Annotated in this window: 11 protein-coding genes and 1 tRNA gene; 4 read left to right on the plus strand and 8 right to left on the minus strand. The window is 62.9% G+C overall.

Annotation, left to right across the window (positions count from 1 at the left end; all coding sequences use genetic code 11):
• Nucleotides 1-77: 77 nt before the first annotated feature.
• A complete protein-coding gene (locus tag Q0O40_RS12840; protein WP_295530475.1) occupies nucleotides 78-626 on the minus strand; it encodes a hypothetical protein in 549 nt (182 codons plus the stop codon).
• 460 nt (nucleotides 627-1,086) lie between these two features.
• Complete coding sequence (locus tag Q0O40_RS12845) at nucleotides 1,087-2,373, minus strand: bifunctional diguanylate cyclase/phosphodiesterase (protein WP_295530478.1); 1,287 nt, start codon at nucleotides 2,371-2,373, stop codon at nucleotides 1,087-1,089.
• 124 nt (nucleotides 2,374-2,497) lie between these two features.
• Between Q0O40_RS12845 and Q0O40_RS12850 the strand changes: the two genes are divergently transcribed.
• The gene (locus tag Q0O40_RS12850; protein ID WP_295530480.1) at nucleotides 2,498-3,277 is read left to right on the plus strand and encodes an NAD kinase; all 780 of its coding nucleotides are present in this window, start codon (nucleotides 2,498-2,500) and stop codon (nucleotides 3,275-3,277) included.
• 118 nt (nucleotides 3,278-3,395) lie between these two features.
• Nucleotides 3,396-3,470, plus strand: a tRNA-Asn gene (locus tag Q0O40_RS12855).
• A gap of 189 nt (nucleotides 3,471-3,659) precedes the next feature.
• On the opposite strand, the gene Q0O40_RS12860 is transcribed toward Q0O40_RS12855, so the two are convergent.
• From Q0O40_RS12860 to Q0O40_RS12875, 4 genes are all read right to left on the minus strand, one after another.
• Complete coding sequence (locus Q0O40_RS12860; RefSeq protein ID WP_295530483.1) at nucleotides 3,660-3,842, minus strand: Flp family type IVb pilin; 183 nt, start codon at nucleotides 3,840-3,842, stop codon at nucleotides 3,660-3,662.
• Between the two features lie 124 nt (nucleotides 3,843-3,966).
• On the minus strand, nucleotides 3,967-4,290 hold the full coding sequence (locus Q0O40_RS12865; protein ID WP_295530486.1) for a PilZ domain-containing protein: 324 nt from the start codon (nucleotides 4,288-4,290) through the stop codon (nucleotides 3,967-3,969).
• 162 nt (nucleotides 4,291-4,452) lie between these two features.
• Complete coding sequence (gene secA, locus Q0O40_RS12870) at nucleotides 4,453-7,164, minus strand: preprotein translocase subunit SecA (RefSeq protein ID WP_295530489.1); 2,712 nt, start codon at nucleotides 7,162-7,164, stop codon at nucleotides 4,453-4,455.
• Nucleotides 7,165-7,269: 105 nt separating this feature from the next.
• Nucleotides 7,270-7,533 (minus strand): hypothetical protein, encoded by a 264-nt coding sequence (locus Q0O40_RS12875; RefSeq protein ID WP_295530492.1) that lies wholly within the window; start codon nucleotides 7,531-7,533, stop codon nucleotides 7,270-7,272.
• Between the two features lie 96 nt (nucleotides 7,534-7,629).
• Here Q0O40_RS12875 and argJ point away from each other — a divergent pair, with 96 nt between their 5' ends.
• Both argJ and Q0O40_RS12885 read left to right on the plus strand, forming a co-directional pair.
• Nucleotides 7,630-8,856, plus strand: coding sequence for a bifunctional glutamate N-acetyltransferase/amino-acid acetyltransferase ArgJ (gene argJ, locus Q0O40_RS12880; protein ID WP_295530493.1), 1,227 nt, complete (start codon nucleotides 7,630-7,632; stop codon nucleotides 8,854-8,856).
• Nucleotides 8,853-9,662, plus strand: a complete 810-nt coding sequence (locus Q0O40_RS12885) for an inositol monophosphatase family protein (protein WP_295530496.1) — start codon at nucleotides 8,853-8,855, stop codon at nucleotides 9,660-9,662. Before argJ ends, Q0O40_RS12885 begins: the two co-directional genes overlap by 4 nt.
• A 5-nt stretch (nucleotides 9,663-9,667) precedes the next feature.
• Here Q0O40_RS12885 and trxA read toward each other — a convergent pair whose 3' ends face one another.
• Complete coding sequence (gene trxA / locus Q0O40_RS12890) at nucleotides 9,668-9,988, minus strand: thioredoxin (protein WP_295530499.1); 321 nt, start codon at nucleotides 9,986-9,988, stop codon at nucleotides 9,668-9,670.
• A 61-nt stretch (nucleotides 9,989-10,049) separates the two neighbouring features.
• Nucleotides 10,050-12,526: UvrD-helicase domain-containing protein (locus Q0O40_RS12895; RefSeq protein WP_295530501.1), on the minus strand; the 2,477-nt coding region annotated here is incomplete at its 5' end.

Here is a 12,526-nt window from a genome sequence, read left to right on the forward strand (position 1 = left end):
AGCCATGAGGAAGGATCTCCTTGCCTCTCCGGCTCCTATCCATGGCACCATCGCGCCGCCAAGGGGCCTCGCCGCTGCTAACTGAGCAGCACTCTCAATTGCGCGGAGTCCATGGGAGCGACCTGCTTGCATCCGCCAATGCACCATTCATTCATGGCCCCGGACCTTGGCATGATGCCAAAAATCAGGATCGCATAAAACTCACCCGAAGCCGTAATCAGACCCATAATATAAGGATTTACCGAGCTTTTCTTGAACTTTGACTGCACGACCGCTATTTCTGCCGTAGGCCATGCCGCGAACGGATTAAATGCGGTGGTATTGGCTTCCATCGTGGCCAGAAATTGGGATTTTACTCTGGCATTGGCGATCGGGTTGGTATCGATCGTGCCGATATGCCCGATAAAAACCTGGCCGGTGGAAGAAGTCCACCGCGCAAGCGGGCAACCGCTCATCCACCCAGTCAGCGTGTCCTGAGCCGGCGCGGGCATGTAGGCGGTGCCGCCCGGCATATAATCAAGCCAACTGTGCGCGATGGGCTGCCGCATGGTCAACCCAGTGGTCGAAACATTGACTGTCATGAACTGCGCGTTGACCAGCTCGCCGTCGAGGCCATCATAGGTCATGGCATTGGGCGGGTTCCTGCTCAGGGCAAGATCGCCCGTAGTCGAATCGGGCGCATCGTAGGGCTTTCGCCAATTCACCCTGATTCCAGGCTTCAGGTATCGCTCAATCACGGCGGAGTCCTTCCAATTCGCTCAGGAAAATTTCGGGCTACGATTTCGGCAGACAAGATCAGGGAGACGACCGTCGAACAGACTAAGCGAACCCCATGCTGGTCCACAACCATTTTGTGCTTGCTCTAGACCCCTGAACGCGACGGGGCGCGGCTTCATCATGCGAGAGGGCACGCGCTCAAAATTCGCTGTCCTACAAGCGATGGCCTGCAATAGGGGGCCGCATGCTCTGCAAACTTGGTCAATCCCGTGAGCGTCGGCGCAAACGCGCCACTTCCCGCCAAACCGTTCCCGCCATGAGTGCCCGAAAAGGGCCCCCGAGTTTATGCTCTGGACTGTGTCAACTATGTCAACTTAGGCTCGAAACGCCGCCTTCAGCCAGTGCTGCAAAAGCTTCCGCCGCAATGGGCCCGGAGCGCAAAAAACCCTGAAAAAGATCGCAGCCCTCGATGAGCAGGATCGCCAGTTGTGCTTCGTTCTCCACACCTTCGGCGATCACTTTCAGATCGAGTGCGCGCGCCATCGCCGCCATCGCTGCCAGGATGGCGCGGTCGCGCGGGTCGCCGGCCACGTCCTTCACCAGCGAGCGGTCGAGCTTGAGCGCCTGCAGCGGCAGCGCTTTCAAAGCGCGGAAATTGGAAAAGCCGGTGCCGAAATCATCGAGCGCCACGCTCACGCCGATCTCGGCCAGATCGCGCAGCGCAGCGGCGCAGGCTTCGAAGTCGGTGATCAAGGTTTGCTCGGTAATCTCAATGGTCAGCCGCTCGGGCGCAAAGCCGGTATGCTCGATAATCCGGCGCATCGTTCCAGCAAAATCGCCCACCGCGAAATCCTCGGCGGTGACATTGAGCGACAGCCGGAGCGGTGTGGGCCACGTCGCGGCGATGCCCAGCGCGCGCGCCGCAATGTGGCGCGAAAGCTGCGCGACATGGTCGCCCCGGTCGGCCACGGCAAACAGCGTCTCGGCCGAGATCCGGCCAAAGGTGGGGTGCTCCCAACGCGCCAGCGCCTCTGCCCCTGCCAGCGCGCCGCCGCTCACGGTGAACTGCGGCTGAAACAGAATGGCGATCTCATCGCGGTGCATCGCGCCCAGCAGGTCGCCTTCGAGGCTGGCGGCGCTGCGCCCACGCGCCGGGTGGCTGCCATCGGCCCACAGCACGCGCCGCCCGCTGCGCCGCTGCAGATCGCTGGCGACTTGTTCCAGCCTGTCGAGAAGCGCCGCCCCGCGCTCGCCCGGCCGCCCACGCAAGAGCGCCGTGCGCGGCGCGAGCGACAACCGCTCGCCGTCCAGCGCCAGCGGGCGGGCGATCGTGCGGCCCAGCACTTCGGCCAGCCATTGCCAGCGCTCGCGGCTCAGCGCCTGACGCGAGGCAACCAGAAACTCGCCCCCTGCGGTGCGCGCCACAAGCGATTGTTCCTCGATCTCGGCGGAGACAAAATCGGCGATGCGGCGCGCCACTTCGACCAGCGCGCGGTCCCCGCCCGCTTTGCCATAAGCCTGATTGACTGCCTGAAAGCGCGGCAGGCTGACCAGCATGGCCTGCACGAAACCGGCGGACCCGGCGTCATCGAGCCAGGTCTGGGCCGTCTTGATCCCGGCGAGGCCGGTCAGCACATCGCGGTCTCCCGCGGTCAACAGAACGCTTGCATCCATCGCCGCAGGGCATAAGCGATGTGCGTGAGGAAATCATCACCGCAGTTCCATTCGGGATTGCGCCACTTTGGGGCGCTTCATATCTCCCCGGAAATAATGGCCGAGCATGCCCGAATACGAACGCCTTGCCCTAATCGCCTCCCCCACCGACCGCGCGCAGGAAGCCGAGACCGCGCTGCGAGCAGCACATGAGTGGGCACCGCTGGAAGAGGCCGATGCCGTGGTCGTGCTCGGCGGCGACGGGCTGATGCTGCAAACGCTGCATGCCATGCTTGATGACGACCGTGTCGTGCCCGCCTTCGGGCTCAATCACGGCACTGTCGGCTTTCTGATGAACCGCGCCAAATCAAGCCGACCATTGCGTGATCGGATCGCACGGTCGCGCTCCATCGCGGTTTCGCCATTGCTGATGGAAGCGGTGACGAACACTGGCGAGATGTTCACCTCGTGGGCGATCAACGAAGTGTCGCTGCTGCGCGAGACCCGCCAGACCGCCAAGCTCGAGATCGCCGTCAACGGCAAAGTGCGCATGGCCGAATTGTCTTGTGATGGGGTGCTGGTGGCCACGCCAGCGGGTTCGACCGCCTACAACCTCTCGGCCAATGGCCCGATCCTGCCGCTGTCCAGCGCAATGCTCGCGCTCACGCCGATCAGCCCGTTTCGCCCCCGGCGCTGGCGCGGGGCTATCTTGCCGGAGACCTATGACATCGTTTTTCGGGTGCTGGATGCGGTCAAGCGGCCGGTTTCGGCTGTGGCAGACCAGAAGGAAGTGCGCGATGTGAGCCAGGTGCGCGTCCGCGCCGCGCGCGAGCATCAGCTGACTTTGCTCTTCGATCGCGGCCAGAGCCTCGAGGAGCGCATCTTTGCCGAACAGTTCATGGTTTAAGCCGCACGGTCGCCGCCGGGCGATAAATAGAGCGCTGTAACATGGCGCTGAAACAGGCGCTTGCCAAACGGCCATCGCCTGCTATTAGCGCCCTCCTGTCCCGGCGAACCGGGAATGGTCCCTGATAGCTCAGCGGTAGAGCTCTCGACTGTTAATCGAGTGGTCGTAGGTTCGAATCCTACTCAGGGAGCCACCTAGGCGGTGGTCACACGCGGTGGCGCGTCTGTCTCATGAACGAGAGGCCGCAGCTTACACGCGGGACGCTGGGGCGGCGTCCGCAGCGCGAATGCGCGAGGCGCGGCAATCCGCAGATGGGTTCCATCTGCGGACACCGTGAAGGAGCCGGCATTCCGGACTTGCAGCAAGCCCGAGCACTAGTTGATTAGAGCTTGCCGTCCGAAGCGTTGTTCATGCGGCCAGAGACCAGCGTGAAGGTGTTCGACAGCGAATTGCCCAGTGCGCCCATGGCGGAAATCGCTGCAACAGCAATCAATGCGGCGATCAGGCCGTATTCGATCGCGGTAGCACCACACTCATCGTTCAGCACAGACTTGAAAACAGACATGGTTAGACCTCCCGGCTCACTTCGATGGCCTTTCACTCGCATAAACGTCCTGCCAAAAAATTAACGGCGGCAGTTCAAAAGCTGCGCCGACAGGCTTCTTGGTCAAGCTTGTGACAGGCTCTTCTCAATGCAACCTGCCGGTCCGGCCATCGATCACCGCGTCGAGGACGGCAGGATGGAGCGGTGCATCGAAGCGCAAGCCGGCGGTGAAACCGGCGCTCCATTCGACCACGGCATGGCGCGGTTCAAGACCCGGCAGGGTAAGCCATAAAGCGGTCCCGGGCCGCAGCGATTCCATCGTGGAAATGCGCGCAGAACAGGAGGTTAAGTCGGTCAGGCTAACCTTGGCCCGCAGCACGCCGCGCCGGTAGCTGGCCTCGATCAACCGTCCGAAATCGGCGGAATCCCAAGGATTTACCGCTTCACTTCCCATGTGCTTGACGAGCATGACAGGCTGATCCTTCATCCGTGTTCTATGGATAGAAGGACGGCGCGTTAACCGCCGATTTCAGCGCCGCGGGCATCAGAAAAACGCACTTCGGATTTTACTTAGGCCGCCAGCAACTTTTTTGCGCCGATCGGGGCTGATTGATCGGCACGCAGGTAGTGGTCAGGCCAATGCTCCGTGGCAGTGCTTGTACTTCTGGCCGGAGCCGCAGGGGCACGGCGCATTGCGAGCGATGTCCGTGGTTGCGTAAGGATTGTCAGCCTTGGTTAACGGCGCGAACGGCGGCGCACCGGTCGGTTGGCGCATGGCCGGGTGCGAATCGTCTTCACCGGTCAGCGGATCAAGATGACTGGTCAGGAAGTCGGGCAGTTCCGGCAACTGGAACTCTTCGGGCTGGCGCATGCGGATCTCGCTGGTCATCAAAATGCGCGTCACATCCTCGCGGATTGCGTCGAGCATTTTCTCGAACAGCCCGAACGCTTCCTGCTTGTATTCGTTGATCGGAGTCTTTTGGGCATAGGCACGCAGGAACACCACCTGACGCAGCGCATCGAGTGTGGCCAGATGCTCCTTCCAGTGATGATCGAGCCGTTCGAGCAGCACCGACTTTTCAAGGTTGCGCCATGCCGCCGGATCAACTTCCAGTGCCTTGCCCGCCATATGGGCGTCAGCCAGTTCGGCGATGCGCTCTTCGATCACTTGCGGCTCAAGCGCCTCTTCCTCAAGCCAGGCGGCCAGCGGAACGTCGAGGCCGAGCACATCGCGCACTTTTTCGCTCAGCGCCGGAATATCCCATTGCTCAGGATAAGACCCCGGAGGACAGGCATCGCCGACAATCACGTTGACCGTATCCTGCCGCATATCGAGTACCACATCATCGACCGCATCGGCGTCCATGATATCGGCACGCTGTTCGTAGATCACCTTGCGCTGGTCGTTCATGACGTTGTCGTATTCGACGACCTGCTTGCGCGTATCGTAATTGCGCGCCTCGACCTTCTTCTGTGCGGTCTCGATGGCTTTGGAGAGCCAGCGTGAACCGATTGCTTCGCCATCGGCAAGGTTGGAATTCATCATGCGTGAAAACAGCGTATCGGGGCCGAAGATGCGCAGCAGATCATCTTCGAGGCAGAGATAGAACTTCGAACGGCCGGGATCGCCTTGGCGGCCAGAGCGCCCGCGCAGCTGGTTGTCGATGCGGCGGCTTTCGTGGCGCTCGGTGCCGATCACGCAGAGCCCGCCTACCTCAAGCACTTTGGCCTTGCCCTCGGCCACTTCCGCCTTGATCCGGGCTACTGCTGCGTCGCGCTCGGGCCCGCCGGGCATGTCGCCCAGCTCATCCTCGACGCGGAACTCGAAATTGCCGCCAAGCTGGATATCGGTGCCGCGCCCGGCCATGTTGGTGGCAATCGTCACCGCGCCGATGCCGCCGGCCTGCGCCACGATCCGCGCTTCCATTTCATGAAAGCGGGCGTTGAGCACGCTGTGTTCGACGCCTTCGGTCTTGAGGAATTCCGAGAGCAATTCGGACTTTTCAATCGACACCGTGCCGACCAGCACCGGCTGACCGGTCTCGCTGCGCTCGCGGATCAGCCGGGCGATGGCCTGAAACTTGTCGCGGGTGTTCTTGTAGAACTCGTCTTCTTCATCGACCCGCTGAACCGGGACATTGGTCGGGATGGTGACGACGTTCATCTTGTAGATGTCAAAGAATTCTGCCGCTTCGGTCGCGGCAGTGCCGGTCATGCCCGAAATCTTGGGATACATGCGGAAGAAGTTCTGGAAGGTGATCGTGGCCATGGTCTGGTTCTCAGGCTCGATCTGGACGCCTTCCTTGGCTTCGACTGCCTGATGCAGGCCATTGGACCACCGGCGCCCTTCCATCATTCGCCCGGTGAACTCATCGATGATGATGATCTTGTCGTCGTTGACGATGTAGTCGATGTCGCGCTTGAACATGACGTTGGCTTTGAGCGCCTGATCGAGATGGTGCACCACCATCGTGTTTTCGACGTCATAAAGGTTCGAGCCGATCAGCAGGCCGTTCTCCTCCAGCTTGCGCTCGACCCATTCCACGCCTTCCTCGGTCAGCGTGATGTTCTTGGTTTTCTCGTCCGCCTCGTAAAGCTTGGGTTCGATCTGTTTGACCACGGCATCGACCGAGACGTAGAGATCGCTGCGGTCGTCTGATGGACCCGAAATGATCAGCGGCGTACGCGCTTCATCGATCAGGATGGAATCGACCTCATCGACAATCGCGAAATTGAACGGACGGTGCACCATCTGGGCGCGCTCGTGCTTCATGTTGTCGCGCAGATAGTCGAAGCCCAGCTCGTTGTTGGTCGCATAAGTGATGTCGGCGTTGTAGGCTTCGCGCCGGGCGTTCTCGCCCATGTCGGGAACGACGATGCCATAAGTCAGGCCGAGGAAGGTGTAGATCTGGCCCATCCATTCGGCATCGCGGCGGGCGAGGTAATCGTTGACGGTGACGACATGAACCCCCTTGCCCTCCAGCGCATTCAAATAGACCGCGAGGGTTGCCACTAGCGTTTTGCCCTCACCAGTGCGCATTTCCGCGATCTCGCCCCGGTGAAGCACGATGCCACCGACCATCTGCACATCGAAATGCCGCATGCCGAGAACGCGCCGCGATGCCTCGCGGCAGGTGGCGAAGGCTTCAGGCAGGATATCATCGAGCGTCCGCCCATCGGCCAGAAACCCGCGTAGCTTCTGCGTTTGCGCGCTCAGTTCCGCATCGTTCAGCGCCTGCATCTCGGGCTCGAACGCCGCGATGGCGCGGACGATCTTGTCGAGCGATTTGACGTAACGGTCGTTGGACGAGCCAAAGATGGTGCGGGCAAGAGCGCCTAGCATGTTGGGGGTTCCTGACAGGGTGATGAAGTGGCGAGCGCCGGGCCTGAGCGGCGCGGGCTGGGTCGATGAGAGAAAAGCGAACGGTTGCCGCGGGTAGCCAGCGCGCTATTCCAGCGGGCGGTCAGTCAGCGCGATGCTGCACGCGGTGGCCACGGCTGCAAGCGGCAGAGGCGCATTGGGGCGATTGCGCAACGGATGGCTCGGCAGAGGCGTGGCTCGTGACACAAGGCAGGCTTGAGCCTGAGGTGCCGCAACCGCCTCCTCAGGCAGCGCTGCGCCCATGCCTGCCACTTGCACACGGGTTGCACGCGCCATTTCAGGCGAGACAAGGCCGCTCAGAAGAGCCAGCAGGACGAGCAGAAACCGCATTGGAGCTGCAGATAGGTGTTTTGCAGGCAATCGTCCACCGCATCGTGCGTATATATTGGTGCGCAGCCCGCCACCAGCGGCTAAGGGCAAGGGGATATGACCGACACGTCTTCCCCCCTCGCCGTCCCGTTTCCCCCGCTTCCCGCAATAGCCGGGGTGACAGTGCGTGTCGCCCGCGCCGGATACAAGAATTGGGGCCGCTGCGACCTGACTTATGTCGAACTGGCAGAAGAAACGGCAGTTGCAGGGGTGTTCACGCGCAATGTGTGCTGCTCGTCCGAAGTTGAGCTAGGGCGGCTGAATCTAGCTCAGGGCCACGCCCGCGCGCTGGTGGTCAACGCGGGCAATTCCAATGCCTTTACCGGTTATCGCGGGCGCGAGGCGGTTGAGGCGATCATGCGCCAGATATCCGGGCACCTCGGCTGCCCGCCCGAGCAGGTGTTTGTCTCCTCGACCGGCGTGATCGGCGTGCCGTTGCCCAAGGACAAGGCGCGCGCCGGGATCGAGGCGGCCTTGCTGACCGAACCTTGCGACTGGGAAGATGCGGCCAACACCATCGCCACTACCGATACTTTCGCCAAAGGGGCCGCCGCCGCCGCGATGATCGGCGATGTGAAAGTTCAGCTGACCGGCATTATCAAGGGCAGCGGCATGATCGCGCCCGATATGGCGACGATGCTGGGTTACATCTTCACCGACGCCGCGATCAGCCCCGCCTTCTTGCAGCACTGCCTGAGCACAAGCAATCAGCGCACGTTTTCGTGCATCACGGTCGATAGCGATACATCGACCAGCGACACGGTGCTGGCCTTCGCCACGGGCAAGGCGGGCAATGCGCCGCTTGCTTCGTTCAGCGATCCAGGCGCCGATGCCTTCGCCGCCGCGCTCGATGATCTGTGCCGCCAGTTGGCGCATCTCGTGGTGCGTGACGGCGAAGGCGCGCAGAAATTCATCGCGGTGTCGATCAGCGGCGCGGTCAGCGACGAGAGCGCGCGCCGCATCGGCCTTGCCATCGCCAACTCGCCGCTGGTCAAAACCGCTATTGCCGGAGAAGATGCCAACTGGGGCCGCGTCGTGATGGCCGTAGGCAAAGCGGGCGAACCTGCCGACCGCGACCGCCTCTCCATCGGCTTTGGCGGTACATGGGCCGCGCGCGAGGGCCAACCGCTGGCCGATTATGACGAGACGCCGGTGGTCGCGCATCTAAAAGGCCGGGAAATCTCGGTCGAGGTCGATCTTGGGCTCGGGCAAGGCTGCGCAACCGTGTGGACCTGCGATCTCACCCACGGCTACATTGCCATCAACGCGGATTACCGAACATGAGCAAGCTCGATACTGCCGTCTCAGCGCTGATGCGCGAAACCGCCCGTAAAGTGATCCTGCCGCGCTATCAGCAGCTGGCTGCGCACGAGGTGACCGACAAGGCAGTGGACGACATGGTCACCATCGCCGATACCGAGGCCGAGGCGATGCTCGCAGAAGGGCTCGCCAAGCTTCTTCCTGAAGCTGCGATCGTCGGCGAAGAGGGCACGCATGCCGATCCTGCGCTCGCCGAGCGGCTGGGTGATACGCTGTGCTGGATTATCGACCCGGTGGACGGCACCAACAACTTTGCCAGCGGCCATCCTCCGTTCGGCATCATCATTGCGCTTGCCGAAGCGGGCGAGGCGATTGCCGGATGGATTTACGATCCGCTCTCCGACCGATTGTGCAGCACAGGGGTCGGCAGCGGGTCGTACATCAACGGGCAGCGCATTACCGCTCGTACGACAGGCCAAGAGCCACCGGTGCTGGCATCGAGCAGCCTGTTCCTCACCGAAGCGCAAGCCGCGATCCGCGAGACCTATATCGCGCCGCACTACACCGTGGTCGCTATCCCGCGCTGCGCCGCTGAGCAGTATCCGCGGCTTGTGCTGGGGATTAACGATCTCTCCAGCTTTCAGCGCACTTATGCCTGGGATCACGCGGCCGGCGCGCTATTTGTAAACGAGGCCGGCGGCAAAGTCGCGCGGCTCGACGGCTCACCCTACCGGGTCGACGAACATGGCAAGCCCGGCCTGCTGGCGGCCGCCAGCCCTGCCCTGTTCGACGCCTTCGCCGCGCGGATCATGGCGATTCCGCGCGGCTAGTTTCCTCAAAGCGCGCCTTCGAGCCACGCCTTGAGCTGGCTCTTGGGAGCAGCGCCGAGCTTCTGCGCGACCGGCTTGCCGTCTTTGAACAAAATCAGCAGCGGGATCGATTGCACGCCCATATGGCCGGGGGTGTGAGTGTTTTCCATGATGTCCATTTTCATGATCGTGACCTTCTCGGCCAATTCCTCGGCGATTTCTTCCAGCGCCGGGGCGATCATCTTGCAGGGGCCGCACCAATCGGCCCAGAAATCCACCAGCACTGGCTTGTCGGACTGAAGGACATCGGCGGTGAAACTGGCATCGGTGACGGCTTTAAGCGACATGGGGGCAAACTCCTGTGCGTGATGGCATGAATGTAGGCGATTGGTCGTCCGGCGCAACCGATCAGGGCGACAAGCTTTCCTGCGCGGGCTGCATATCCAACTTGTGCGCCGCCAGCAGTTCTTCCGGCAAAACGAACAGCTGCGGCGCGTGGGTATAGAGCAGCGCGGCCTCAACCCGCCGGCCCGGATAAATGACCGACAGAGCCTGCACATAAGCCGCCATCTGGCGCAGATAGGGCACCGGCACTTGCGCAAGCTCGCGCGGCGGGCGGCGGCCAGTCTTGAAATCGACAATACGGATAACGTCGTGCCCGATGAGTAGCCGGTCAATCGTGCCGCTCACGATCCGTTCGCCCACCAGCGCTGCAATAGGAACTTCGGCCAGCGAACCGGCGCCGAACACCGGCTGCCATTCGGGCTCATCCAGCACCGCCAGAACGGCCGACACCATCGCGCTCTGCTCGTCGCTGGTAAGCACATTCGCCGCTCGTTCCAGCCACGCTATCGCCGCAGCTTCCCGGGCTTCCGGCGCGAGATCGGGCAGACGCTCCAGCAGCTTGTGCATCAAGGTCCCGCGCTGCGCCGCTGCCCCCGCGCCAGGGCCCGGCCGCACCGGCGGATCGGCGGCATCTTCCTCGCCCAGCGATGAGGGTGCCAGCGGGCGCGGCGGGCGCGGCTCAGGCCCGATGGGCTGGGTAAACAAGGCGGGAAGCGCTGGCTCAGACTGCGCCGGTTCTGCGTCGGCAAGCCTTATGGCCGGAGGCGGGCCAAGCTCGCCAATCTGCCGCACCGATCCCCAGATCGGATCGCGGGCAGGCTGGACGGTGTCAAACAGCGGTTCGACTTGGGCATACCAGCTATCTTCGGGCAGTTCCGTTTTGCCGCTCCCCAGCGATCCGGTAATGTATAGTGCTTCCTCGGCGCGGGTCATCGCCACATAGAGCAGCCGCCAGTGCTCCTCGCGCTCCTCGCGCTTGGCTGCTTCCTCGGCATCGCGCACCGGCCCTGCTTTTTCGCCTTTGCGCAGACTGGGCAAAGGCACCTTGCGCCGGGTGCCCAGCACATCCTCGATCAGTTCAAGCCCGCGCGGTGGCGAAAGATCGGGGTTATCGGCGGCATCGGCGAGGATCACGATCGGCGCTTGCAGGCCCTTCGCGCCGTGCACGGTCATCACCCTCACCAACCCGTCGCCGCGCCCCGCATCACGCTTCAGCTCGCCCTCGCCGGCATCGAACCATTGCAGGAACCCCACAAGGCTCGGCGTATGGGCGCTGGCATAGCCAAACGCGGCGTTGAGCAATTCGTCGAGCGGATCGTTGACCTCGGCGCCTAACCGCTGCGCCAGCTTCCGCCGCCCCTGCCACGGCCCGACCAGCACCCACTGCAGCAACGCGGCGGGCGGTTCAAAATCGGCCCGCGCCAGCAGCGCGCGCAGCTGCTCCATCGTGTCACGCGTGTCCGGCCCTTCGGCGCTGCGCAGATGCTCCCACAGCGCCGCGCCCTTGTCGCGGTAGCCATGCGCAAGCAAATCCTCCTGGCTCCACCCGATCAGCGGCGAAACCAGCAGGCTAGCGAGATTGAGATCGTCCCACGGCTGCGCACAAAACCGCAAAGCCGCGACGAGGTCCTTCACCCCCAAAGGCGCGCCGAGCCGCAGCCGGTCCACCCCCGCGACCGGCACACCCGCCGCATACAGGCGGGCCACGATCAGCCCGGCCAATTCCTTGCGCCGCCGCACCAGCACCATGACGTCACCCGCGCCAGCGCGCCGCAGGCCGCCCTTGTGCAGCGCAAAGCCATCGCTGAGCCACGCCTTGATCTGCTGCGCGATCTGATCGGCCAGAGCGCGATCGCGGCGCGAAAGCCAGACCTCGCCGGGATCGGCAGCGTCTTCGCCCGCGACCGCATCGGCCCCGTCATCATCATCGTCGTCGTCACTTGCCGCCTGCGCATCGGCAAGCCCGACCGGTTGCCACAGAGCGACGACACCCGGACGCGTGTGATCGCCCTCGTGCAGGCCGGGCACCTCGCGCAGCCCGAAGCGCGCAGGACCGATGGCTGCAATCGCCGCATCGACAAACTGCAACACTGTCGCTGCGCTGCGATAGGATTGCCCGAGGCCAAGATCGAGCAGCGCGCGCTCCGGCTCATCGAGCACCGCCGCCACCTCGCGCAACTGGTGTTTGACCCGCAGCCGCGCGGCGTCGAAGTTTTCAGGGCTAGTGCCCTGAAACCGGAAAATCGCCTGCTTGTAGTCGCCCACCACAAACAATGTGCGCAGCGCATCACCGCGCTGGCTCTCGCCCGTAAAGAAATCCTCGACCAGCCCATCGAGCACGATGCGCCATTGCTCGGCATTGGTATCCTGCGCTTCGTCGACCAGAATGTGATCGAACCGCCGGTCCAGTTTGTAGCGGATCCATTCGGCGCTGGCCTGCTCGGTCAAAAGCGCGGCGGAGGCACGGATCTGGTCGTCGAAGTCGATGAAGCCCTCGCGCTCCTTGGCTGCATTCCATGCCAGCGCAAAGCGGCGGCCCA

Source organism: Novosphingobium sp. Chol11, from assembly GCF_945870625.1.
Lineage (GTDB): Bacteria > Pseudomonadota > Alphaproteobacteria > Sphingomonadales > Sphingomonadaceae > Novosphingobium.

What these genes read in the sequence shown, in the direction of transcription:
- Q0O40_RS12840 (WP_295530475.1), bottom strand. Translation starts at nt 626, where the DNA reads ATGACCTATGATGGCCTCGACGGCGAGCTGGTCAACGCGCAGTTCATG.
- Q0O40_RS12850 (WP_295530480.1), top strand. Translation starts at nt 2,498, where the DNA reads ATGCCCGAATACGAACGCCTTGCCCTAATCGCCTCCCCCACCGACCGC.
- Q0O40_RS12860 (WP_295530483.1), bottom strand. Translation starts at nt 3,842, where the DNA reads ATGTCTGTTTTCAAGTCTGTGCTGAACGATGAGTGTGGTGCTACCGCG.
- Q0O40_RS12865 (WP_295530486.1), bottom strand. Translation starts at nt 4,290, where the DNA reads ATGCTCGTCAAGCACATGGGAAGTGAAGCGGTAAATCCTTGGGATTCC.
- secA (WP_295530489.1), bottom strand. Translation starts at nt 7,164, where the DNA reads ATGCTAGGCGCTCTTGCCCGCACCATCTTTGGCTCGTCCAACGACCGT.
- Q0O40_RS12875 (WP_295530492.1), bottom strand. Translation starts at nt 7,533, where the DNA reads ATGCGGTTTCTGCTCGTCCTGCTGGCTCTTCTGAGCGGCCTTGTCTCG.
- argJ (WP_295530493.1), top strand. Translation starts at nt 7,630, where the DNA reads ATGACCGACACGTCTTCCCCCCTCGCCGTCCCGTTTCCCCCGCTTCCC.
- Q0O40_RS12885 (WP_295530496.1), top strand. Translation starts at nt 8,853, where the DNA reads ATGAGCAAGCTCGATACTGCCGTCTCAGCGCTGATGCGCGAAACCGCC.
- trxA (WP_295530499.1), bottom strand. Translation starts at nt 9,988, where the DNA reads ATGTCGCTTAAAGCCGTCACCGATGCCAGTTTCACCGCCGATGTCCTT.